This is a genomic window from Arthrobacter sp. TE12232, from assembly GCF_054062615.1.
Genome location: NZ_JBSSFK010000001.1, coordinates 1,557,831 through 1,579,578, shown reverse-complemented (window position 1 = coordinate 1,579,578; position 21,748 = coordinate 1,557,831). Strand labels below are relative to the sequence as shown.

The 21,748-nt window shown below is 66.4% G+C and carries 21 protein-coding genes; 14 read left to right on the top strand and 7 right to left on the bottom strand.

The genetic code is table 11. The annotated features are described in order from the left end of the window. Nucleotides 1-22: 22 nt before the first annotated feature. Both ACVWZ7_RS06910 and ACVWZ7_RS06905 read left to right on the top strand, forming a co-directional pair. Nucleotides 23-898, top strand: a complete 876-nt coding sequence (locus tag ACVWZ7_RS06910) for a sugar phosphate isomerase/epimerase family protein (RefSeq protein ID WP_456507394.1) — start codon at nucleotides 23-25, stop codon at nucleotides 896-898. Beyond that, the gene (locus ACVWZ7_RS06905) at nucleotides 895-2,388 is read left to right on the top strand and encodes a sugar porter family MFS transporter (protein WP_456507393.1); all 1,494 of its coding nucleotides are present in this window, start codon (nucleotides 895-897) and stop codon (nucleotides 2,386-2,388) included. The genes ACVWZ7_RS06910 and ACVWZ7_RS06905 overlap by 4 nt, the downstream gene beginning before the upstream one ends. A gap of 169 nt (nucleotides 2,389-2,557) precedes the next feature. Here ACVWZ7_RS06905 and ACVWZ7_RS06900 read toward each other — a convergent pair whose 3' ends face one another. Next, the gene (locus tag ACVWZ7_RS06900) at nucleotides 2,558-3,007 is read right to left on the bottom strand and encodes a MarR family winged helix-turn-helix transcriptional regulator (protein WP_091251470.1); all 450 of its coding nucleotides are present in this window, start codon (nucleotides 3,005-3,007) and stop codon (nucleotides 2,558-2,560) included. 165 nt (nucleotides 3,008-3,172) lie between these two features. Between ACVWZ7_RS06900 and ACVWZ7_RS06895 the strand changes: the two genes are divergently transcribed. Next, nucleotides 3,173-4,390: an MFS transporter gene (locus ACVWZ7_RS06895; protein WP_456507392.1), complete on the top strand. Its 1,218-nt coding sequence runs from the start codon at nucleotides 3,173-3,175 to the stop codon at nucleotides 4,388-4,390. A gap of 17 nt (nucleotides 4,391-4,407) precedes the next feature. Here ACVWZ7_RS06895 and iolB read toward each other — a convergent pair whose 3' ends face one another. Together iolB and ACVWZ7_RS06885 are read right to left on the bottom strand one after the other, a co-directional pair. Continuing rightward, complete coding sequence (gene iolB / locus ACVWZ7_RS06890; RefSeq protein WP_456507391.1) at nucleotides 4,408-5,304, bottom strand: 5-deoxy-glucuronate isomerase; 897 nt, start codon at nucleotides 5,302-5,304, stop codon at nucleotides 4,408-4,410. A 179-nt stretch (nucleotides 5,305-5,483) separates the two neighbouring features. Beyond that, nucleotides 5,484-6,224, bottom strand: a complete 741-nt coding sequence (locus ACVWZ7_RS06885; RefSeq protein ID WP_456507390.1) for a GntR family transcriptional regulator — start codon at nucleotides 6,222-6,224, stop codon at nucleotides 5,484-5,486. 349 nt (nucleotides 6,225-6,573) lie between these two features. On the opposite strand from ACVWZ7_RS06885, the gene ACVWZ7_RS06880 reads away from it, so the two are divergent. From ACVWZ7_RS06880 to ACVWZ7_RS06865, 4 genes are all read left to right on the top strand, one after another. Further along, a complete protein-coding gene (locus ACVWZ7_RS06880; RefSeq protein WP_344363664.1) occupies nucleotides 6,574-7,569 on the top strand; it encodes a substrate-binding domain-containing protein in 996 nt (331 codons plus the stop codon). A gap of 53 nt (nucleotides 7,570-7,622) precedes the next feature. Further along, nucleotides 7,623-8,672: an ABC transporter permease gene (locus ACVWZ7_RS06875; RefSeq protein ID WP_344363666.1), complete on the top strand. Its 1,050-nt coding sequence runs from the start codon at nucleotides 7,623-7,625 to the stop codon at nucleotides 8,670-8,672. A 16-nt stretch (nucleotides 8,673-8,688) separates the two neighbouring features. Beyond that, on the top strand, nucleotides 8,689-9,606 hold the full coding sequence (locus ACVWZ7_RS06870) for an ATP-binding cassette domain-containing protein (RefSeq protein WP_456507389.1): 918 nt from the start codon (nucleotides 8,689-8,691) through the stop codon (nucleotides 9,604-9,606). Between the two features lie 78 nt (nucleotides 9,607-9,684). Next, the gene (locus tag ACVWZ7_RS06865; RefSeq protein WP_456507388.1) at nucleotides 9,685-10,719 is read left to right on the top strand and encodes a Gfo/Idh/MocA family oxidoreductase; all 1,035 of its coding nucleotides are present in this window, start codon (nucleotides 9,685-9,687) and stop codon (nucleotides 10,717-10,719) included. Between the two features lie 96 nt (nucleotides 10,720-10,815). Here ACVWZ7_RS06865 and ACVWZ7_RS06860 read toward each other — a convergent pair whose 3' ends face one another. Next, nucleotides 10,816-11,589 carry a gamma-glutamyl-gamma-aminobutyrate hydrolase family protein gene (locus ACVWZ7_RS06860; protein ID WP_456507387.1) on the bottom strand — a complete coding sequence of 258 codons (774 nt, stop codon included), beginning with the start codon at nucleotides 11,587-11,589 and terminating at the stop codon, nucleotides 10,816-10,818. 40 nt (nucleotides 11,590-11,629) lie between these two features. Here ACVWZ7_RS06860 and ACVWZ7_RS06855 point away from each other — a divergent pair, with 40 nt between their 5' ends. The 5 genes from ACVWZ7_RS06855 (at nucleotide 11,630) to ACVWZ7_RS06835 (ending at nucleotide 16,515) form a co-directional block, all read left to right on the top strand. Further along, nucleotides 11,630-12,085, top strand: a complete 456-nt coding sequence (locus tag ACVWZ7_RS06855) for an SRPBCC family protein (RefSeq protein WP_344363676.1) — start codon at nucleotides 11,630-11,632, stop codon at nucleotides 12,083-12,085. Nucleotides 12,086-12,153: 68 nt separating this feature from the next. Then, nucleotides 12,154-12,861, top strand: a complete 708-nt coding sequence (locus tag ACVWZ7_RS06850) for a FadR/GntR family transcriptional regulator (protein ID WP_344363679.1) — start codon at nucleotides 12,154-12,156, stop codon at nucleotides 12,859-12,861. A gap of 215 nt (nucleotides 12,862-13,076) precedes the next feature. Beyond that, nucleotides 13,077-14,450 carry an MFS transporter gene (locus ACVWZ7_RS06845; protein ID WP_456507386.1) on the top strand — a complete coding sequence of 458 codons (1,374 nt, stop codon included), beginning with the start codon at nucleotides 13,077-13,079 and terminating at the stop codon, nucleotides 14,448-14,450. Nucleotides 14,451-14,478: 28 nt separating this feature from the next. Next, entirely contained in the window at nucleotides 14,479-15,255 is a 777-nt protein-coding gene (locus tag ACVWZ7_RS06840) for an SDR family NAD(P)-dependent oxidoreductase (RefSeq protein ID WP_091251491.1), read from the top strand. 126 nt (nucleotides 15,256-15,381) lie between these two features. After that, nucleotides 15,382-16,515, top strand: a complete 1,134-nt coding sequence (locus ACVWZ7_RS06835; protein ID WP_456507385.1) for an LOG family protein — start codon at nucleotides 15,382-15,384, stop codon at nucleotides 16,513-16,515. A gap of 18 nt (nucleotides 16,516-16,533) precedes the next feature. Here the strand turns inward: ACVWZ7_RS06835 and ACVWZ7_RS06830 are convergent, their stop codons facing one another. Together ACVWZ7_RS06830 and ACVWZ7_RS06825 are read right to left on the bottom strand one after the other, a co-directional pair. Beyond that, nucleotides 16,534-17,436, bottom strand: a complete 903-nt coding sequence (locus tag ACVWZ7_RS06830) for a matrixin family metalloprotease (protein ID WP_456509080.1) — start codon at nucleotides 17,434-17,436, stop codon at nucleotides 16,534-16,536. A gap of 56 nt (nucleotides 17,437-17,492) precedes the next feature. Continuing rightward, complete coding sequence (locus ACVWZ7_RS06825; RefSeq protein WP_456507384.1) at nucleotides 17,493-18,707, bottom strand: VIT1/CCC1 transporter family protein; 1,215 nt, start codon at nucleotides 18,705-18,707, stop codon at nucleotides 17,493-17,495. 263 nt (nucleotides 18,708-18,970) lie between these two features. On the opposite strand from ACVWZ7_RS06825, the gene ACVWZ7_RS06820 reads away from it, so the two are divergent. Continuing rightward, on the top strand, nucleotides 18,971-19,204 hold the full coding sequence (locus ACVWZ7_RS06820; RefSeq protein WP_344363690.1) for a hypothetical protein: 234 nt from the start codon (nucleotides 18,971-18,973) through the stop codon (nucleotides 19,202-19,204). Between the two features lie 99 nt (nucleotides 19,205-19,303). Here the strand turns inward: ACVWZ7_RS06820 and ACVWZ7_RS06815 are convergent, their stop codons facing one another. Further along, on the bottom strand, nucleotides 19,304-20,827 hold the full coding sequence (locus tag ACVWZ7_RS06815) for a sodium:solute symporter (RefSeq protein WP_116768468.1): 1,524 nt from the start codon (nucleotides 20,825-20,827) through the stop codon (nucleotides 19,304-19,306). A gap of 283 nt (nucleotides 20,828-21,110) precedes the next feature. On the opposite strand from ACVWZ7_RS06815, the gene ACVWZ7_RS06810 reads away from it, so the two are divergent. Then, on the top strand, nucleotides 21,111-21,686 hold the full coding sequence (locus ACVWZ7_RS06810) for a helix-turn-helix domain-containing protein (protein WP_116768469.1): 576 nt from the start codon (nucleotides 21,111-21,113) through the stop codon (nucleotides 21,684-21,686). The last annotated feature ends 62 nt before the right edge of the window (nucleotides 21,687-21,748 follow it).

Here is a 21,748-nt window from a genome sequence, read left to right as displayed (position 1 = left end):
ATCCACAATGGAGTGTTCAGAAGTGAAAATCGCCCTTGACCCCACGCCGTTCCACCACAGCCACGGACTCCTCGAGTTCCCGCGCGTGGTCGCCGACCTCGGCTACAAGTACATGCAGATGACCCCGCACGCCGATTTCATCCCGTTCTTCAACCACCCGAAGGCCGACGACGAGCTTGTGGGCAAGCTGAACAAGGCCTGCAAGGACGCGGGAATCGAAATTGCCTCGGTGCTGCCCGTGCTGCGATGGTCCGGCCCGGACGAGGACGCCCGCGAGGCCGCCGTCCGCTACTGGAAGCGCGCCATCCAGATCACCGTGGACCTCGGCGTCAGCACCATGAACACCGAATTCAGCGGCCGACCGGAGAAGGCCGAGGAATCCGAGCGTGCCTTCTACCGTTCGATGGAGGAACTGCTCCCCATCATCGAGCGGGAGGGGATTGACCTGCTGATCGATCCGCACCCGGACGACTTCGTCGAGGAAGGCCTCGCCGCGATCCGGGTGATCCGCGGACTGAACTCGAAGAACGTGGGCCTGGTCTACGTGGCCTCGCACAGCTTCCACATGAAGAACGAACCGCTGGAGATCATGCGGGCCGCGGGGGACAAGCTGCGCCTGGTCCACGTCGCCGACACCATGAACCACCACGCCTCGCATGGGCTGCGCTACATCACCAACCCGCCCGGGAACCCGGTGCGCGTGCACCAGCACCTGAAAATCGGCGACGGCGACGTCAACTGGGACGAGTTCTTCGGCGGCCTGAAGGAAATCGGCTTCCTCGACCGCGAGGACACCGTCATGGTCTCCAGCGTCTTCGCCGAGGACGACAACGCTGCCGAGGTCTCCCGCTACCAGCTGGAGACCATGATGCAGCGCGTCGAGAAGGCGAGTCTATGACGAAGTCCGACGGAACACTGACGAATTCGGCTCCGCCCACGGACGCGCCCGTTTCCGAGGCTGACTCCGATGTCCAGGAAGCCGCCGTCCGGAGAACCGGTGGAGCATCGAATCCCAAGAGGTTCATGCGGCGCGTGGCGCTCTTCTCCACGTTTGGCGGCCTCCTCTTCGGCTATGACACGGGCGTCATCAACGGCGCCCTGCCGTTCATGCAGCGGGACCTCGGCCTCACTCCGCTGACCGAGGGACTCGTGACATCCACACTGCTCTTCGGTGCGGCGTTCGGTGCCATCTCGGCGGGCCGGCTCTCGGACCGCTTCGGCCGGCGCCGGACCATCATGGGGCTCGCGTTGATCTTTGCGGTGGCCACCGTTGCCTGCTCTGTCTCGCCGAGCACTGAACTGCTCATCGCCTCGCGCACCCTGCTGGGCCTTGCCGTCGGCGGAGCATCGGTGATTGTTCCGGTCTACCTCGCGGAAATGTCCCCGGCAGCCCAGCGCGGACGCATCGTGACGCAGAACGAACTCATGATTGTCACGGGGCAGTTCCTGGCCTTTACGTTCAATGCCGTACTGGGCAACGCCTTCCCGGAGGCCTCCCACGTGTGGCGGTGGATGCTCGTTATTGCCACGCTGCCCGCCGTCGTCCTCTGGTTTGGCATGCTGGTTCTGCCGGAAAGCCCCCGCTGGCTGGCTTCGGCCGGCCGCTTCGGTGAAGTGCTTGAGGTACTGCGCCGGTCGCGCGCCACGGAGGACATCTCCACCGAGTTCGACGAAGTCCGGCAGGCCGCGAGGGAAGATTACCAATCCAAACTCGGCACATTCCGCGACCTCACGGTGCCGTGGATCCGGCGCATCTTCGTCGTCGGACTGGGGCTGGCCGTGATCAACCAGATCAGCGGCGTCAACGCCATCATGTACTACGGCACCTCCATCCTCTCCAGCTCCGGCTTCGGCGATCAGGGCGCCCTGATTGCCAACGTCGTCAACGGCGTCACTTCGGTAGTCGCCGTCGTCGTCGGAATGTCCCTCATGTCGCGTCTGCCCAGGAAGTCCATGCTGATCGCCGGCTTGATCGGCACGGCAACGTCCCTGCTGGCCATCGGCATCATCTCCATGGCGATCCCGGAAAGCATGCTCCGCGGCTATCTGGTGCTGCTGTTCATGGTGACGTTCCTCGCCTCGATGCAGTCCTGCATCGGCACGGTGACGTGGCTGACGATGGCCGAAATCTTCCCGCTGCACGTCCGCGGCATTGGCATGGGGATCTGTGTCTTCGTCCTGTGGATGATCAACTTCCTGATCGGGTTCTTCTTCCCGCAGATGGTGTCCTGGATCGGCGTCTCCGTGACCTTCTTCATCTTCGTGGCGATCCAACTGGCAGCCATCGTCTGGGTGAAGCGCGTGGTTCCGGAGACCCGGGGCAAGAGCCTCGAGGATCTGGAACACTTCTTCAAACAGGCGGCCGCCAAGCAATCCGTCACCGTATAGCGTTACCAACCGCGTAGCCTGACAAAGCAGCAAGCCCCGCCCCCGGCATGACCCAACTAGCTAGCAGCAGGGGCCGTTATGAGCCTTCATAACGGCCCCTGCTGCGAGTCACTTGGGCTGTAGCGGGGGCGGGGCTTTCTGCGTTGATACGGTTGAAGCGGTTATCGCGTTAGACCGCGGCGTGCAGCCGGGGGAGGGCGTCGACGAGCGGCGCCAGTTCCGGCACTTCCTGAGCCTCGGCCAGCGCGCGCTCCAGGGTAGCGTCGTGGACCGGCCTGCTCTGCTCGAGCAGCGTGATGCCACTGGGCGTGAGCTCGGTATAGATCCCGCGGCGGTCATCCGCGCACAGGATCCGGGTCAGCAGCCCGCGGTCCTCCAGCCGGTTGACCAGGCGCGTGGTGGCGCTCGCGCTCAACGCCGTGGCGCGGGCCAGCTGCTGCATCCTCATGTGCCAGCCGTCCTGCCGGCTCAGCGCGTCCAGCACCGTGTACTCCACGACGGAGAGCTGCGCCTCGGCCTGCAGGGAGCGCTCCAGCTCGGCTTCGATCAGCCCGTGCAGGGCCGCGAGGGTCCGCCAGCCTTGCGCCCGGACCTCGACGGCGTCGTCCTTGATGCCCATCTGGTGAATCCCTTCAGCTAGCGTGCCCGGCGGGAGTGGTGCCAGGCACATCAAATAATAGTTGCTTGCGCGCTGTATCTGCTTGTGCAAGAATAAATAACGCGTCTGCAACTACTAGCTTACGCGTCATACCCCTTTCCGTACAGCTTTGTAAGGAGCACCCCCATGCCTGTTGGCCTGATAGCCCTAGCCCTCGGCGGGTTCGGCATCGGACTCACCGAGTTCGTCATCATGGGTCTGCTGCCGCAAGTGGCCGCAGACTTCCACGTCACCGAGGCCAACGCGGGCTGGCTCATCTCCGGCTACGCGCTCGCCGTCGTGGTCGGGGCGCTGGGCCTCACCGCGGCCGTGACGCGATTCGAACGCAAGCCCGTGCTGGCCGTGCTGATGGTGCTCTTCATCGCCGGCAACCTCGTCTCCGCGCTCGCCCCCGACTACCCGATCATGATGGCAGGGCGCATCCTGGCCGCGCTGTCGCACGGAGCGTTCTTCGGCATCGGCGCCGTGGTGGCCGCCAGCATGGTGGCGCCCGATAAGAAGGCCGGCGCGATCGCGATCATGTTCACCGGCCTGACGGCGGCCAATGTGCTGGGTGTCCCGTTCGGCACCATGCTGGGCCAGGCTGCGGGCTGGCGCGCCACGTTCTGGGCGATCACCGTCATTGGCGTCCTCGCCCTGGCGGGCATCCTCGCCCTGGTCCCGAAAACCGGCTCCGGCGAGGCGGCCGCCGGTGGGCTCCGAAGCGAGCTCCGGGCCTTCCGGTCCGGCCAAGTCTGGCTTTCCATCCTGGTCACCATCCTGGGCTACGGCGGCATGTTCGGCGCCTTCACCTACATCGCGTTCACCCTCACGGAGGTCACCGGCTTCGCCGCCTCCACCGTGCCGTGGCTGCTGATCCTCTTCGGCGTCGGGCTCTTCATCGGCAATACCCTCGGCGGCAAGGCGGCCGACAAGAACGTGGACCGCACCCTGCTCGTGGTGCTCGCCGTGTTGGTGGTGGTGCTCGTGGTCTTCGCCCTGACCTCCGGCAACCAGCCGATGACTATTGCTTCCATGGTGCTGCTGGGCGGCTTCGGCTTCGCCACGGTCCCCGGGCTGCAGATGCGCGTCATGAAGTACGCCAGCAGTGCTCCCACCCTGGCCTCGGGCGCTAATATCGGTGCCTTCAACGTCGGCAACGCCCTCGGTGCCTGGCTGGGCGGCGTGACCATCACCGCCGGCCTCGGCTACACCTCGCCGATCTGGGCCGGGGCCGGGATCACCGTGCTGGGCCTGGCGGTCATGGTGTTCGCGGCAGCCGCTGCAAAGAAGCACGACGCCGGCCGGCCGGCCGCCGTCGACAGCTCCACGGCGGATGCCGCGACTGAGTTGCAGACGGCCTAACTGCCCGGCCTGCAGACCTACTGGCCGAACGGCAGCCGCGGGTCCAGGTCCTGGCCCTCCCAGGTCTGGCGGATCCAGCCGTGGTGCGGGTCGTCGCTGATGAGCCAAGCGCGGACCGGGCCCGGGCCGGCCATGACGTTGAGGTAGTACATGTCGTAACCGGGGGTGGCCATGGCGGGCCCGTGCCAGCCGTAGGGCACCAGGACGACGTCGCCGGTGCGGACCTCGGCCGAAACGTCGATGGGCCGCTCGTCGGACGCGTAGACGCGCTGGTAGCCGATGGCGTCGTCGGCGCCCGGGCGCTGCGGCGCTCCCGGTGTGACCCGGGTTTCGAAGTAGTAAATCTCCTCGAGGTTCGTCTCGCCGTCCTTTTCCTCATCGTGCTTGTGCGGGGGATAGGAAGACCAGTTGCCGGCCGGGGTGAGGACCTCGCAAACGATGAAGCGGTCCGCTTCGAGTGCGGCGGGGGTCCCGAAATTGTGCACCTGGCGGGAGCAGTTGCCCGCTCCGCGCAGTTCCACCGGCGTCTCGGCGGCCGTGATGAGGCGGGTCGGGTAGGACGCTTTGGCCGGGGCGGTGGCAACCGCCACCCGTCCGCCGTCGGCCGAGGTGATCTTCACGGCCTTGTCTGTTCCCGTGTAGAGCACATCGCTGGGGCCGCTAAAGACGCTGTCCCGCCCGGCCAGCGGATACTCCTGCCCGTCCACGGTCGCCACGAAGGAGCCGTTGAGCGGCACCACGATGCGTTCCTCCGCTGCGGCGGCCAGTTCGACGGCGCCGCCGGCGGCCAGTGTGGCGACCTTCAGTCCGGTATGGGCCCAGCCCTCCACCTCCAGTGAGGAATCGGATGTTCCGATGGAAATGTCCCACTTGCCTTGCGCGGCGGTGCCGAGCGGATAGACCCAGTTGGCCATGGAAGCTGCCCTTTCGTAGTCGCGCCGGAAGAAGGCGCGGGTGTGCGGGGTTGGAGGTGGCGGTGCTCGCTGTTGAACGCCGGTGTCCGGACTGTGGTTCTCTCGACGCCGATGTCAGGGCGCCTAGGTCGGACCGCTTGTCTCACGGCGCCGGTTACGGAACGCCTATCTCTGAACTCTTATCTCTGAACCAGTGTCATTTCAAAGCTGTAGGAATCGGCCCTGTAGGCGTGGTGGCCGGTTTCCACCATCCGCCCGGTGTCATCCACAGCCGTGCGCTCCATGGTGACGAGGGCGGAGCCGGCGGTTGTTTCGAGCAGCGGCGCCTGGTAGTCGTTGGCGATCATGGCGCCGATCCGCTGGGAGGCGAGACGGAAATTCACGCCACCATTGCGCAGAATGCCGTAGAGGCCCTGCGATGCCAGGGATGCCTCGTCGATCGTGGTGATGTCATCGCGCACCCAGTTCTCCATCAGGGCCAGCGGCTTGCCGCCTACTTTCCGGAGCCGGGTGAAGTGGTAGACCTTGGCGCCGTCGGGGAGCTGCAGCGCCTTCCGGATCGAGGCGTCTGCCTCTTCATGGGAGAAACTGAGCACGTCGGTGGTGGGTTTGCTGCCGCTGTTGCTCAAATCGTCGTAGAGGCTGGAGAGTTCCAGCGGGCGGCGGACCTGGCTGGACACCACCTGGGTACCAACGCCGCGCTTGCGGACCAGGAGGCCGGAGCGGACCAGCTCATCCATGGCTTTGCGCATCGTGGGGCGCGACAGGTTCAGCTGGGCGGCCAGATCGATCTCATTTTCCAGCCGGCTGCCGGGCTCCAGCAGTCCGGTATGTATCGCGGCCTCGATGCCCTGGACCACTTGGTGGTACAGCGGTACCGGGGACGACCGGTCGATCCGCAGATTTAGTTGATTCGCCACTGGACGTGCTCCCTTGCGCTCCGCAGCGGCCGTGATAGCGGTCTGTCTGCGTTTGTCAGGCTCATGTTCGCTTGATAGGACATACTGCCTTTTTCTGATAGTAGCAGGGTGGACAAAAGGAGCCAAGGGCTGCCGTGGGGAGCCGTGCGAGTAGGGGGCGCATTGTCAGCTTTGTGCTGGTCACGCCCGCGAAACCGGCGTTTTCATCGCTTAGCGTTACGTCAAAACATCCTAATGTCAGGACAAACTATTGACATCTGTGATTGAAGTCACCATGATCGGTTGTAGATGGCTCACAGACCGACGCGATGAAGCGGCCGGCGTGGCCCAGAATCGAAGGAGATTAATCGTGACCAAGTTCTCGTGGCGGAAGGCAGCCCTTGTGGCTGCCGTTGTACCCATGCTGGCCCTGAGCGCGTGTTCCAGCAGTGGCGGCAAGCCCGCGGATACAGGAAATGCGGCCGGTGGCGGCCAGGCCGTCTCGACGCCGCGGCTCAAGGTCGCCCTCATTACGCATGCAGCGGCTGGGGATACCTTCTGGGACATCGTTCGCAAGGGCGCTGAGGAGGCATCAGCGAAGGACAACGTCGAGCTTCTCTACACGTCCGATCCCGAAGCCGGGCGCCAGGCCCAGCTCGTCCAGCAGGCCATTGACCAGAAGGTTGACGGCATCGCTGTCACGCTCGCCACGCCGGACGCGCTCAAGGACGTCCTCAAGAAAGCCACCGACGCCGGGATCCCCATCGTAAGCCTCAACGCCGGCGAGGGTGTCTCCCAAGCTCTCGGTGCCTTCACCCACTTCGGTTCCAACGAACAACTCGCCGGCGAGGCCGTCGGCACCAGGCTCGCAGCGGAGGGCTACAAGCATCCCGTCTGCGTGATCCAGCAGCAGGGCCACGTGGGCCTTGAAGCCCGTTGCGCCGGCGTCAAAGCCAAGGTCCCCGGAACTGAAATCCTTTACGTCGACGGCAAGGACATGACCGCCGTCCAGTCCACCGCGACCGCCAAGCTCCAGGCCTCCAAGGACGCCGACGTCATCATCGGCCTCGGCGCCCCGATCACCCTCACGCTCCTCAAATCGGTCACGGATGCCGGCAGCTCAGCCAAGGTGGCAAGTTTCGACCTGAACGCGGAGCTCGCCCAGAAGATCGTCGACGGGGCAGTCCTCTTCACCGTGGACCAGCAGCCGTGGCTGCAGGGCTACATGTCCGTTGACGCGCTCTGGCAGAACAAGCGCGGCGGCTTCAAGCTCGGCGGCGGCCAGTCGGTCCTCACCGGCCCGAGCATCGTCGACAAGTCAAATGCGGCCGATGTCCTGACGTTCGCCAAGCAGGGTATCCGCTAACAGCCCGCTGGCCGGGCCGGCCGCTGGCCGGCCCGGCAGCAAGGAGAATCATCATGACCATCACCCAGACAAAGACAAAGTCGCCGGCGCCCGATGAGCGCGTCGCCAAGCGCAGTCCGTTCCAGAAACTGCTCGGACGTCCCGAGGTCGGTGCCCTCGTCGGGGCCATCGTCCTCTTCATCTTCTTCGCGTTGGTGTCCCCGACGTTCACCCAGCCCAACGCGCTGGCGACCATCCTGTACGGTTCCTCCACGATCGGCATCATGGCGGTCGGGGTGTCCTTGCTGATGATCGGCGGGGAGTTCGACCTCTCCACCGGCGTCGCCGTGATCTCCTCGGCGCTGACGGCGTCGCTGTTCAGCTGGTACTTCACCACGAACGTCTGGGTCGGTGTCGGCCTGGCCCTGGTGGTCTCGTTGTCCATCGGCTTCATCAACGGCTGGATCCTGATGAAGACCAAACTCCCATCCTTCATCGTGACCCTGGCGACCTTCCTGATGCTGACCGGCCTGAACCTGGGCCTGACCCGCCTGATCGGCGGCTCGGTGTCCTCGCCCTCGATCTCCTCCATGGACGGCTTCGCCTCGGCCCGGGCGGTGTTCGCCTCCTCCATCAACATCGGCGGCGTCGAGGTCAAGATCACCGTGTTCTACTGGTTCCTCCTCGTCGCGGTGGCCACCTGGGTGCTGATGCGGACCCGGGTCGGGAACTGGATCTTCGCCGTGGGCGGCGACGCGAACGCGGCCCGCGCCGTCGGTGTGCCGGTCAAGGCCACCAAGATCGGCCTGTTCATGGCAGTCGGGTTCTGTGCCTGGATCCTGGGCATGCACAACCTCTTCGCCTTCGACGCCGTGCAGTCCGGAGAGGGCGTGGGCAACGAGTTCCTCTACATCATCGCCGCGGTCATCGGCGGCTGCCTCCTCACCGGCGGCTACGGCTCGGCGATCGGCGGCGCGATCGGCGCGTTCATCTTCGGCATGGCCAACAAGGGCATCGTCTACGCGCAGTGGAACCCGGACTGGTTCAAGTTCTTCCTGGGCCTGATGCTGCTGCTGGCCACCATCGTCAACCTCATCGTCAAGCGCCGCGCGGAACTCAAGTAAAGGGGCACGGACTACAATGAACGCCAAAGAGATCGACCAGCAGACCCTGCTGCAGAACGAAAAAGACCCCCTCACCCACACCCCGGTGCACCTGCTCTCCCTCGACGGGATCGCCAAGCACTACGGCAACATCATCGCCCTGTCCGAGGTCACCATGGCCGTGGACAACGGCCGCGTCACCTGCGTGCTGGGCGACAACGGTGCGGGCAAGTCCACCCTGATCAAGATCATCGCCGGCCTGCACCAGCATGACGCCGGGATCCTGAAGGTCATGGGCGAGGAACGGAAATTCACCTCGCCCCGTGACGCCCTGGACGTCGGCATCGCCACGGTCTACCAGGACCTCGCCGTCGTGCCCCTGATGCCGATCTGGCGGAACTTCTTCCTCGGCTCGGAACTCACGTCCGGCTTCGGCCCGTTCAAGAGCATGGACGTCGAGAAGATGAAGGAGATCACGCTCAAGGAACTCGCCGCGATGGGCATCGACCTGCGCGACGTCGAGCAGCCCATCGGCCAGCTCTCCGGCGGTGAACGCCAGTGCGTCGCGATCGCCCGGGCCGTGTACTTCGGCGCGAAGGTCCTGATCCTGGACGAGCCCACCGCCGCCCTGGGCGTGAAGCAGTCCGGCGTCGTGCTCCGCTACATCCTGCAAGCCCGCGACCGCGGCCTCGGCGTCATCTTCATCACCCACAACCCGCACCACGCCTTCCCCGTCGGTGACCGCTTCCTGCTGCTCAAGCGCGGCAAATCGATCGGCTACTACGACAAGAAAGACATCACCCTCGACGAACTCACCGCCCAGATGGCCGGCGGCGCCGAACTCGCCGAACTCGCCCACGAACTCGAACAACTCGGCGGCCACGGCGACGTCGTCAAAGAAGTCCAGGGCGAAGTCGCCGAAGTGGCTCAGACGACCGGCAAGACCTACGGATAACGGCCATCCCCACGCTGGAAGGCCTGGGACGTTCCGGGCAGCATCCACCGTGCCCGCACTACACACGAGAGTAGAAGTATGAAAGACGTAATCCTGGGGCTCGTCGGAGTTGGGCGGATCGGCGTCATGCACGCCAACAACATCGCCGCCCTCAACGAGGTCCTGAACCCGCAGGGGATCCGTGTCCTTCTCCGGCTCACGGACGTCGCAGAAGATCATGCCCGGACCGTGGCATCCGGTCTCGGCGCGGAATTCCTGCCGTCGGTCGAGACACTCCTTGCCTCCGGGGTGGACGGCCTCGTCATCGCCACCGGAACCGGAACCCACCCCGAGCTCATCAAAGCCGGCGTGGACGCCGGGATCCCGGTGTTCTGCGAAAAGCCTGTGGCCCTGAACGTGGACGACGCCCTGCCGGTGCTCGATTACATCCGGGAGCGCAACGGCGTGGTGCAGATCGGGCATCAGCGCCGGTTCGACGCCGGCTACCTTGAGGCCCGCCGCGCCTACCAGGCCGGCGAGCTGGGCTGGATCCATTCCCTCCGCGCCGTCACGTGCGACATGACGCCGCCCCCGGTCGAATTCCTGGCCAGCTCAGGCGGCCTGTTCCGGGACTGCTCGGTCCACGATTTCGACATCCTGCGCTGGCTCACCGGCCGCGAAATCGTCGAGGTCTACGCCAAGGGCTCCAACAACGGGGATCCGGCGATCGGCGAAGCCGGCGATGTGGACACCGCCCTCGCGCTGGTGACGTTCGACGACGGCACCGTGGGCACGGTCTCCGCGACCCGCTACAACGGGGCAGGCCACGACGTCCGGCTCGAAATCCAGGGTTCCCGCAGTTCGCTGATGGTGGGCCTGGACGACAAGACGGCGATCGCCTCCGCCGAAGCTGGGACTACCTTCCCCTCCGGGAAGCCCCACCAGACGTTTGCCGAACGGTTCGACCAGGCGTACCGCTCCGAGATGGAGGCCTTCGTCGAACTGATCCTTGGTCGCCGGGACAACCCCTGCACCCCGGAAGATGCCGTGGCGGCGTCCCGGGTGGCGGACGCGGCCCAGGAATCGCTGGCCACCGGTGTCCCGGTCGAGGTGGCGGTGAGCGTCGTTAGCTGACCGGGGCCCCGTGCGGGACCCCTGGCCCGGATGGAATTGAAGGAACCGGAACCTCCGGGGCTCATTGAACTGGCCCCGGGGGTTCTGTTGTCTCCCTTAGGGCCGGTTCCGGCACACCTCGACGAAGGCCCGGAACGGTGCCAGCCGTTCCGCCGCAGAAAGTTCCAATGCCTCGGGATGCCACTGCACCGACACCACCCAGCGGTCCGGATGCTCCAGCGCTTCAACGGTCCCGTCCTCGGCGACGGCCGTCACCCGCAGTGCTCCGGCCACCCGGGCCACGGCCTGATGGTGGCCCGATGCGATCTTCACCGTCACGGCACCGGATCCGCCGCCGTAGAGGGCTGCCACCTTGGAGCCGGCCTGGACCGCTACCTCGTGCCAGGCCCACGGACCGGCCCCGTGTGCCGGCGCGGGCTCGCGGTGCGCCACCGTCCCCGGAGCCATGTCCTGGATGAGGGTCCCACCATAGAGGACATTGAGCAGCTGATGCCCCCTGCAGATGCCCAATAGCGGCAGGCCGGCGTCGATCGCCTGCCGCGCCACCTCCGCGTCCAGCTCGTCCTGGGCATGATTGACGTCGTAACAGACTCCGCTTCGCTCCTCGCCGTACAGGCCGGGGTCGAGGTCGCCGCCGCCGGGAAGCACGACGCCGTCGAGAGACTCCAGCGCAGCCCCGAGGCCGCCGTCGTCGCTCACCGCAGCGGTGAGCAGCACCGGTTCGCCGCCGCCCTCACGCAACAGCTCCACGATGTATTCGAACAATGCGTTGGCTTCCGCCACCCGCGGGTCGGGATCGGATGAGCTGGTGAGGCGGACAGGAACGCCGATGCGCGGCCGGTTGCCCGGGGTGCTGCGGAAAATCTGCATGCCTCATTCTGCAACACCATCCCCGGACTAGGATTGCCAGATGAAAGCCCGCTATCTCGTGTCCCGCAGCCGGTTCATCGCGGCCGCCCCGGATGCCATCTTCGACGTGCTCGCCACGCCCGCCCTGCACAGCGCGATCGACGGCTCGGACACCGTGAAGGGAGCCCAGCCGCGCGGGCCCGAACGGCTCTACCTCGGCGCCAAGTTCGGCATGCAAATGAGGATGCGGGTGAACTACAAGATCCTGAACAGGGTCTGCGAGTTCGAGGAAGGCCACCGGATCGCCTGGCGGCACTTCTACGGCCACGTGTGGCGTTACCTGCTCGAACCGTCCACGGGTCCGGACGGCACCGCCGGCACCCTCGTCACGGAACAGTGGGACGCGCGGCGGGTCCGCGGCAAGAGCCTGCTCCGGTTGGCCGGCTACCTTCGCCGCCATCCGGTCAACCTGGAACGGACGCTGGCCAAGCTCGACGCCTACATGGCTGCGCGGTGACTTGGGGCACGCAGGGACTTGGGTAATGTGGATGGAAGCACGAGCCGCGACTGAAGGTGGGAACTGGGATGGGCCGCAGGACACTGGTCGACGATCTCGTCGACGGCCTGCTGACCGAGATCCTCGACGGAAAGCTCCCGCCCCACACTGCGATTCCGCCGGAAGCCGACATCGCCAAGGCCTACGGTGTCAGCAGGCTGACCGTGCGTGAAGCCCTGAAGGCGCTCCGCGCGCAAAACATTCTCTATGTGAAGGCCGGCCGGGGAACCTTCGTCAATCCCACGGACAACTGGACCGGCCTCGACGCGATCTTCAGGGCGGCCTCGCACGGCAATGCGGCCGAGCAGGTCTCCGTGGGGCTGATCGAGATGCGCCGCATGGTGGAAACCGGGGCGGCCGCACTCGCCGCCACGCGCTATACCCCGGAGCACGCCGAGCGGATGCGCGAGTGCATCGAGGACATGAAGCGCTCCCACGAGTCCGGCGACCTGGACCGCTTCGTGGAGGCGGATATCGGATTCCACGACGCCGTCCTGAGGGCCTCCGGCAACCCCTTTGTCCGTGCCCTCTTCGCCCAGCTGGGCCAGCTGCTGTACATGACCCGACGGGAAACATCCGCCGTCGACGTGATCCAGCAGCACGCCATCGATTACCACCAGAGAGTCCTGGATGGCATCCTCAGCGGCGACGCCGAGCGCTCGCGGCAGGCGATGGATGCGCACATGGACCAGACCAACGCGGACTACGAACGCTACGTCCGGGGCGCCAAGTCCTGACGCCCGCCTGCGGACTCTTCGCCTGATCCAACAGACTCTTGACGTAATCCGGATCACATTCTAAGCTCGTGCCTAGTTCTTGAGTCAGATGTCTGACATCTGACTCAAAGGTTGATCCTGATTCCGCAGTCGCAGCTGCGGACAGGACCTCTCCCACATACCCACGAATCCCTACGCGGCAAAGCTGCCGGAGGGAACCGCACGTAAGAAGGTCGATGATGACTCTATTAGCCCCCAAGTCCTCCGGACTCGGCGAACTGGGTGACCGCACGCTCCGCAAGGTCCGCCGCCGCGTCATGCCCCTGATTGTCCTGCTCTACTTCGTTGCCTATCTGGACCGCAACAACGTCGGATTCGCCAAACTCACCATGAGCGAGGACATCGGCCTGAACTCCGCTGCCTACGGCCTTGGCGCCGGCATCTTCTTCCTCGGTTACGCACTCCTCGAGGTTCCCAGCAACGCGGGCATGTACCGGTTCGGGGCCCGGAAGTGGTTGGCCCGCATCCTCATCACGTGGGGCCTCTTCGCCACCGCCATGTGCCTGGTGAACGGCGAAAGCACCTACTACATCGTCCGGTTCCTGCTGGGCGCCGCCGAGGCCGGATTCTTCCCGGCGATCCTGTTCTACCTGACGCTATGGTTCCCCGCTGCGCAGCGCGTGACCGTGCTGGGCATCTTCATCCTCGCCCAGCCCGTCTCCAACGCGCTCGGCGCCCCGGTATCCGGGCTCCTCCTGCAGCTGGACGGCGTCATGGGCCTCCAAGGCTGGCAGTGGCTCTACATCATCGAAGGCATCCCGGCGATCCTCCTCGGCGTCCTGACGCCCCTCCTCATGACGGACCGCCCGCGGGACGCCAAATGGCTTGAGACTGACGAGCGCAACTGGCTGTCCGCCACCATGGACGCCGAACTGGCGGCCAAGTCCCAGTCCGGAAAGCACAACTTCCTGGCCGGGCTCAAGGACAAGCGCACTCTGGTCTACTCCGCCCTGTACTTCGGCCTGGTGTGCGGAATCTACGGCCTGGGCCTGTGGATGCCCACCATCGTCGCGGCCCTCGGCAAGTTCTCCATGGCCGAGGTGGGATTCATCGTCTTTATCCCCTATGCCGTGGCCGCAGTTTTCGTCTACTTCTGGAGCAAGCGCGCCGACCGGACCGGCAAGCGTGCCTGGCACTCCGCCGTCAGCATGGTGCTCGCGGGCGTGGGACTTCTGGCCGCCGGCTACCTGTTGCCGGTCAACCCTGTCCTGGCGATGATCGGCCTGACGGTCTCGGCCATGGGGATCTACGGGGCCATCGCCCCGTTCCTCTCGATGCCCTCCGCGGCGCTGACCGGCGCGGCTGCCGCTTCCGGCCTCGCCCTGGTGAACTCCCTCGGAAACCTCGGCGGCTTCATCTCCCCGTACGCCGTCGGCCTCCTCAAGGACGCCACCGGCAGCAACCAGAGCGGACTGCTGTTCCTCTCCCTCTGCCTGTGCCTGACCGCGGCGGCCACGTACCTCTACGCCCGCAAGCGCCCCGAAGGTGACGCCGCCCTCGACCCCGCCGTCGCAGCGGCGGCCGCCGTCGACCCCGCCAAAGTCTCCTAACCCCGAACTCCCAGAAGGAACCGTCGTCATGACATCAATTACCCCTTTCCCGACTGAACGCACCGTAGTCCTGACCGGCGCCGCCTCGGCCCGCGGCATCGGCCGCGCCGCCGCCGACCGCCTGGCCAGCGAGGGCTGGTCCATTGCGATCCTGGACATCAATGCCGAGGACGCTGCCGCAGCTGCCGCCGAAATCGGCTCCAACCGCGCGGTCAAGGCCATCGGCGTCGGCGCGGACGTTTCAGACGCCGCATCGGTAGACCGGGCCATCACGGAGATCGAAGGCTCGCTGCCCCCGATCGTTGCCCTGGCCAACCTGGCCGGCATCAGCTCCCCGACGCCGTTCATGGAGACCACGGTCGAAGAATGGGACAAGGTCTTCGCCATCAACATGCGCGGATCCTTCATCGTCTCCCAGCGGGTACTCAAGGGCATGATCGAGCGCAGGCTCGGCAGGATTGTGAGCATCTCCTCGATTTCGGCACAGCGGGGTGGCGGCACGTACTCCAAGGTCGCCTACAGCGCATCCAAGGCCGGCATCATCGGATTCACCCGCGCCCTGGCCCGCGAGGTGGGCGAATTCGGGGTCACCGTCAACGCCATCGCCCCCGGCCCCATCGACACCGACATCATGGGCGGCACGCTGAGCGAGGAACGCAAGGCCCAGATGTCCGAGGGCATCATGATGGGACGGGTCGGCAGCCGCGAGGAAGTGGCGGCCCTCATCGCCTTCCTGCTCGGCCCGGACGCCGGCTACATCACCGCGGCCACCTACGACATCAACGGCGGCCTCCAGGTCTCCTGACCGTTCCCCGCCCTCCCAACCTCCCCGTTGCGCTATCACTTGTGGCCCTTAAAACCCCGGAATGCCCGCCACAAGTGATAGAGCAACGGGGGGAGGGAGGGGCCGGCCACGGTCTAGGCTGGCTCCATGAGCGCCGCCCGCAGCCTGCACCCCAGCCCCCGGACCCTGGAGGTCGAGAGCCTGGCCGGCTTCGACCGGCTTGTCGCCGCCGGGGCGCGCAGCATGCACGGCTGGCATGTCCAGTCGCTGGACCTGCGGGGCCGCCGGCACCAGCTCGAGGTGCTGGACGTGCAGGGTGCGATTTTCCTGGGCTGCACGTTCGACGGCGGCGTGGAGGATTCGCTGCGCAACCGGGGGGCCCTGCTCTTTCCGCGGCTCGAGGCCGTGCCGTTCAACCCCTACCGCGGCAAGCTGTACACGCCGCAGGAACTGTATGCCGGCATCAACACGTCACGCTATGAGGACACTCTCGACGCGCGGATCTACCAGTGGAGCATCCGACCGGGCCAGCGCCACCGCCTCGATGCCACCCTGGCCGCGGCCCTGCATGACCACTCGATCGGCGATGCCCTCGACGAGCTGACCCGCTCGGACTTCTGCGCGGGCCGCACGATGGTGGGCGTCATGGGCGGGCACGCTGCCCGCCGCGGCACGGCCCTCTTCGAAGAAGCCGCGCTGCTGGGCCGGCTGCTGGCCCGGAACAACCGGGTGGTTGCCACCGGCGGCGGCCCCGGGACCATGGAGGCCGCCAACCTGGGCGCCTTCCTCAGTGAAGCCCCGGAGCCGGTCTTCCGGCAGGCCCTGGCCGACCTCGCTGCGGTGCCGGCCTTCCGCCCCTCGGTGTCCGCCTGGGCACGGGCGGCCGCCGCCGTCGTCGAACGCCATCCTGAGGGAACGCCGTCGCTGGGAATTCCCACGTGGTACTACGGACATGAGCCGCCCAACTTCTTCGCCACGCACGTGGCCAAATACTTCGCGAATGCCATCAGGGAAGCGATCCTGCTCGAGCTCTGCAACGGCGGCATCGTGTTCCTGCCGGGCTCCGGCGGCACGGTGCAGGAGATCTTCCAGGACGCCTGCGAGAACTACTACGGCGCCCCCGAAACCATCACCCCCATGGTCCTGGTCGGGGAGGAGCACTGGCTGCGGCGGTTCCCGGCATGGCCGCTCCTGCAGAGCCTGGCCTCCGGCCGCCGGATGGAAGGACGGATCTTCCTGGTCGACACCGTGGAGGAAGCGCTCGACGCGCTGGCGCGCTAGCTGTCCCGTGCCATCCGGCTAGAGGTCTTTGCGGCACTGGGCGTGGCCGAGCTCGTACAGCCCGTTCAGGTCGCCGGCGGCAAGCCCGTCGGGGGTTCCAATCTCCGGATACATCAGCTGGGCGGGGTCATTGACGTGTTCCAGGCCCATGACATGGCCGAGTTCGTGCAGGATCACCGCCGTGGCATACGACGCCCCGTCGGACCGGCCCAAGTCTTCCGTGATTTGCGGGGCATCCAGTTCGAGGCTGCCGGTGACGAAGCTCTTGGGACCGTCGCCGAAACTGAAGTGGGTGCTGCCGCCCGTGCCGATCACCGGGCCCTTGAGCTGCGGGGCCTGTTCCGGTGTGGTCCAGGCAATCAGCAGCGGCGCCCACCTGTCCCCGTAGACGTCCTTCTGGTATGGCGCACGGTTTGGCGAGGGGAGCTCGCCCGTGGGGCCGTCATTGATGAACTTAATCCCGGTGGCCTCCGAGATGGTCCGGATGGAGTCGTCCACGAGCCGTTCGGACCCCTGCGGAGCCAGGGCGGCATTGACCACATAATGCAGCGGCCGGCACGGCGAGTAGCCCACCGGGCTGCCGTCCTCGTTCGTTGCGAGGAACTTGTAGGAGGTGCTGGCGACGTCCGGTTTCCGGGCCGAGCCGAGAGGTTTGTCCTGTTCCTCGAGCCCGGGCGGGGGAGTGTCCGTCCGGGACTCTCCGGCCGGAACAGCAGGCTGGCCCGACACCTGGCCGGTCCGCGGCGCCGGCTGCACGTCAGCGCCCTGGCTGTGGCCTGCGTTCTGCCCTGCGTTGTGCCCAGTGCCGCGGGAGACCTCGAAGAGCCCCGTGAACCCGGGATCGCCGTAGATGAGTCCGGCCGCGAGGAACGCCGCACCGGCGATCATGGCAGCGGCGACCAGGTTCCTGACCACCCGCAATGCCGTGGCGGGCCGGCTGTGCTGCGGCCCGCGGTCCCGAAATTCAGGACCGTCCACTAGCCCACCACGGCGCCAAAGACCATGCCCAGCAGGTACGTCACGCCCGCGGCGCCCATGCCGATGCCCAGCTGGCGCAGGCCGCGGGTGGTCGGGGACGTGCCGGACAGCAGACCTACGACGCCGCCGGTAAGCAGCAGCGCCAAGCCGACCAGGGCCGCGGAAACCACCAGCGCGGCTATTCCCGTCATGCCCAGCAGGAAGGGGATGATGGGCACGATCGCGCCGGAGGCGAAGAAGCAGAAGCTCGACGCCGCTGCTCCCCAGGCCGTGCCGACAGCCTCATGCTGGTCCTCGGCATCCGGCAGTTCCGGCTGCAGGGACAGGCTCGGATCGCAGTCGCAGTCCAGCAGGCCCATGCGCTCGGCGACGCGGTGCTCGGCGGCCTCCCGGGACATGCCGCGGGCCAGGTATACGAGCAGGAGTTCGTTGTGCTCGATGTCCAGCAACGGCGCCGCCGCCAAGGTGATCTGGGTGGGCCGGGTCGCGGCAAGGAGCTCCCGCTGCGACCGGACGGAAATAAACTCGCCGGCACCCATGGACAGCGCACCGGCCAGCAGCCCGGCGACACCGCTGAGGAGGACCACCTGGCTTCCAACGCCCGAGGCCGCCATGCCCATGACGAGGGACAGGTTGCTGACCAGCCCGTCGTTGGCGCCGAAGACGGCGGCCCGGAAGGTTCCGGCCAGGCGATTGCGGCCCCGGGTGGCCAGTCCGCGGACCACTTCCTCGTGGATCTGCTCGTCGGCGACCATTGCCGGCGTGGCAGAGGGGTCGTTGGCGTAGGGGGAGCGGCTCTCCGCGCGCTGGGCCAGGGCCAGGACGAAGACCGAGCCGAAGTGCCGGGCCAGGAAGCCAAGGAACCGGCTCCGGAGCGAGGCATGCCGGTCCTTGCCGGCGTGTTCGCCCAGCAGCTGAAGCCAGTGGGCCTCGTGGCGGCCCTCGGCCTCGGCCAGCGCGAGCAGGATGGCATGTTCCTCGCCGCTGCGGTTCTGCGCCAGATCGCGGTAGACGGATGCCTCGGCGCGTTCATCGGCGAGGTACTGCCGCCAGCGTTTGATGTCCGCAGCGCTCGGAGTTGCGGTTGGCGCGGGGCCGGGCGTCGAGGCCTGCGGCGGCGCGGGGCGCGGGTCCGTGTGGCCGCGGTCCGAAGAATCCTGTGTCGGGTGGGGCTGCTGGGAATCGTTGTGGTCCGATTCGGTGTACTGAGACACGAAAAAACTCCTGGGTTTGGTCGGGCATGGTCCGGCCCCATTGCGACTCCAGAGTACCCCGTAATTCCGAGCTTTTCCGGCTGGCAATCCTTAGCGGAAAGTTTCGGGAAGCCGTAACCGGCGAGCAGTGGCAGGGCTGCCCGCAGATAGTTTCCGCCAACGATTGCGGGCCCTTGACCGCCCGGGTTCACGGTGTTCGAATGAAACCCAGGGCGGGCCCTCCGGGGCCCTTGCCGCCACCCCTGTCACACGGAGGTTGCACCATGGACAGCACCGGATCACCCATCCCGCCGGCCCGGGACTCCCTCGAGTCCGATCCCGCTTACGACTACGCCGAGGACGCGCCCGTGAGTGATGGCGCGGAGACCGAGGAGGAGGAGCTTCTGGAGGAGGCGGACCGGCTCGTTCCCTTGGACAGGGAGGACTTCCTGGGCGAGGAGAAACCGGTAGTGCCCCTCGAAGGGGAAGAATTCCTTGAACCCGAGGAAAACGAGTGATTCTCCCACCCGGGTGACGGTTCACTAAACAACGAGCCAACAAACGACGACGGCGGCGCCCCCGGAAGGGGAGCGCCGCCGTCGAGCATTAACTTACTTTCAGTGCGTCAGAACGGGGACCTGTTCGTCCTCGGCTGCGCCGCCGGCGACCCGCCGGTGCCAGTTCTGCATGACCGCCGGATCCGTCGGCTTGGTCAGCAGCGACACCGCGATGTAGACGACCGCGGAGGCGATGAGGCCGTAGTAGATCGGCTCGTTGGCGTAGATGCCGTCCAGCGGAACTTCGGCGTTGATTTCCAGGATGATCATGGTGCCGAGAGTGATGACCGAGCCGACCGCCATGGACGCCGCGGCGGCAACGCCGGTGCCGCGCTTCCACACCAGGCCGCCGAGGATGGCCACGAGCAGGCCGCCAACAAGGATGTCGTAGGCAATGGTCAGGGCGGCGACGACGTCCTTGGTGATGATGGCGATCACGATCGCCACGACGCCGAGGCCCAGGACCCACAGGCGGTTTGCCTTGACGTCGTGCTCCGGGTTGTCGGTGTCATCGGTGTTGACGGTCTTGCCGAACCAGCCGGCGACGAACGGCAGCACGTCGGCGCGGGCCACGGTGGCGGCCGCGATCAGGGCACCGGAGGCGGTGGACATCATGGCGGCGACGGCGGCGGCGAGCACGAGGCCGCCGATCCCGATGGGCAGCAGGTGGGTGGCGACCTCGGCGTAGACAACGTCCTTGCCGAGGGCCTTGACGTCGATCTGCGGGAGGGCCACGCGGGCGCCGAGGCCGATCAGGGCACCGGCTGCACCGTAGAGGATGCAGTAGATGCCGGCCGTGGCGCCGCCCCAGCGTGCCACTTCGGGCGTCTTGGCGGTGAACACGCGCTGCCAGATGTCCTGGCCGATCAGCAGGCCGAGGGTGTAGACCACGAAGTACGTGATGATCGTCTGGGCGCCGATGCCGTCGATCTGGAAGAAGGTGGCATCCACGCGGCTGCGGATCCCGTCAAGGCCGCCGGCGGCGTTGAGCGTAAACGGCAGCATGAGGAAGAAGATGCCGACCGTCTTGATGACGAACTGGACCTGGTCGGCCAGCGTGATGGACCACATGCCGCCGATGGTCGAGTAGACCAGCACGATTGCGCCGCCGACGGCGATCGCGAGGGCGCGGTCCCAGCCGAAGAGCACCACGAAGATGGTGGCGTAGGCGCCGGTGGAGGTGGCGCAGAGCATCAGCGTGTAGGCGAGCATGACGATGCCGGAGGTCTGCGTGGCATTGCTGCCGTAGCGCAGGGTGAGCATCTGGGAGACGGTGTAGATCTTCAGCTTCTGGATGGTGCTGGCGAAGAGCAGGCTCAGCAGCAGGACGCCGGAACCGATGGCGACCACGAGCCACATGCCGGAAATGCCGAACTTGTAGCCCAGGCCCACGCCGCCGACCGTCGAGGCGCCGCCCAGCACGACGGCGGCCATGGTGCCGGTGTAGAGGAACGGCCCGAGGCGGCGGCCGGCGACGAGGAAGTCGCTGTTGTTCTTGGTGCGGGACTTGCCCCACCATCCGAACGCCAGCATGGCGAGCAGATACACCACCACAATGGCGATGTTGACGAAACTTGCGTCCATAAAAAGGGCTCCTTGGAGCTGATGGGCAGCGTGCGCGGGCATTGCCGGGCCTCAACGGTGCATTCGGCAAGTCAGCTGCTGCGCGTGACGGGGGTGGAGGAGGTGTCCGTCGGAACCTCCAGTATTGCCTCATAGGCAACACATGTTGCCAAAGGGTATGTTGTGACTCCGGTAACAGTCAAGGCGCAGCGCGTGCCGCCGCCGGTTCCGCGTCACCAACGCCCGCTCCGGCTAGGATTGCTCCAATGATGGGGCCAAGCGGCCGGCCGTGAAAGGTTCCTAAATGAAGGCTCTACCAGTTGAACCGAGCAACGTTCCCGTTGCCATCGGTTCGCGGATCCGCGCCGCCCGGCAGTCCCAGCGGCTCACCATTGAACAGGTCGCCGACGCCACCGGGCTCACCAAGGGATTCCTCAGCAGGGTCGAACGGGACCTCACCTCGCCCTCTGTCGCCTCCCTGGTGACACTGTGCCAGGTCCTGTCCATCTCGATCGGCGACCTCTTCGCCGCCCCCGAGACCCACCTCACGAAGCGGAACGAAGGCCCCCGGATCTCCCTCGGGGGCGAGGGGATCGTCGAGCGGCTGCTGACTGCCCGCTCCGAGCGCCGCGTCCAGATCATCCAGGCCGTGATCGAGCCCCGCGGGCGCGGCGAGTCCGAACTCTATGCCGTGGACTGCGATGTCGACGTCCTTCACGTGGTCAAGGGAAGCATCCGGCTGATCCTCACCAACGAGGAATTCGAGCTCAGCACAGGTGACACGGTGACGTTCCCCGGCCGGGAGCCCCACACCTGGGTCAACCCCACGGACGACGCCGTCGAGGTGCTGTGGGTGCTGGTACCGGCCGCCAGCCGGTAAGGCTGGTAAGCGTGAGGAAGTAACCACTCCGGCTCCGCCGGAAATATCTGTCGGAAATATCT

Bases quoted from the DNA above. Each gene is read 5' to 3' on its own strand.
- ACVWZ7_RS06900 (WP_091251470.1), bottom strand. From the start codon at position 3,007: ATGGGCATCAAGGACGACGCCGTCGAGGTCCGGGCGCAAGGCTGGCGG.
- ACVWZ7_RS06810 (WP_116768469.1), top strand. From the start codon at position 21,111: ATGAAGGCTCTACCAGTTGAACCGAGCAACGTTCCCGTTGCCATCGGT.
- ACVWZ7_RS06815 (WP_116768468.1), bottom strand. From the start codon at position 20,827: ATGGACGCAAGTTTCGTCAACATCGCCATTGTGGTGGTGTATCTGCTC.
- ACVWZ7_RS06905 (WP_456507393.1), top strand. From the start codon at position 895: ATGACGAAGTCCGACGGAACACTGACGAATTCGGCTCCGCCCACGGAC.
- ACVWZ7_RS06820 (WP_344363690.1), top strand. From the start codon at position 18,971: ATGGACAGCACCGGATCACCCATCCCGCCGGCCCGGGACTCCCTCGAG.
- ACVWZ7_RS06840 (WP_091251491.1), top strand. From the start codon at position 14,479: ATGACATCAATTACCCCTTTCCCGACTGAACGCACCGTAGTCCTGACC.
- ACVWZ7_RS06835 (WP_456507385.1), top strand. From the start codon at position 15,382: ATGAGCGCCGCCCGCAGCCTGCACCCCAGCCCCCGGACCCTGGAGGTC.
- ACVWZ7_RS06845 (WP_456507386.1), top strand. From the start codon at position 13,077: ATGATGACTCTATTAGCCCCCAAGTCCTCCGGACTCGGCGAACTGGGT.
- ACVWZ7_RS06870 (WP_456507389.1), top strand. From the start codon at position 8,689: ATGAACGCCAAAGAGATCGACCAGCAGACCCTGCTGCAGAACGAAAAA.
- ACVWZ7_RS06865 (WP_456507388.1), top strand. From the start codon at position 9,685: ATGAAAGACGTAATCCTGGGGCTCGTCGGAGTTGGGCGGATCGGCGTC.
- ACVWZ7_RS06855 (WP_344363676.1), top strand. From the start codon at position 11,630: ATGAAAGCCCGCTATCTCGTGTCCCGCAGCCGGTTCATCGCGGCCGCC.
- ACVWZ7_RS06860 (WP_456507387.1), bottom strand. From the start codon at position 11,589: ATGCAGATTTTCCGCAGCACCCCGGGCAACCGGCCGCGCATCGGCGTT.
- iolB (WP_456507391.1), bottom strand. From the start codon at position 5,304: ATGGCCAACTGGGTCTATCCGCTCGGCACCGCCGCGCAAGGCAAGTGG.
- ACVWZ7_RS06895 (WP_456507392.1), top strand. From the start codon at position 3,173: ATGCCTGTTGGCCTGATAGCCCTAGCCCTCGGCGGGTTCGGCATCGGA.
- ACVWZ7_RS06850 (WP_344363679.1), top strand. From the start codon at position 12,154: ATGGGCCGCAGGACACTGGTCGACGATCTCGTCGACGGCCTGCTGACC.
- ACVWZ7_RS06875 (WP_344363666.1), top strand. From the start codon at position 7,623: ATGACCATCACCCAGACAAAGACAAAGTCGCCGGCGCCCGATGAGCGC.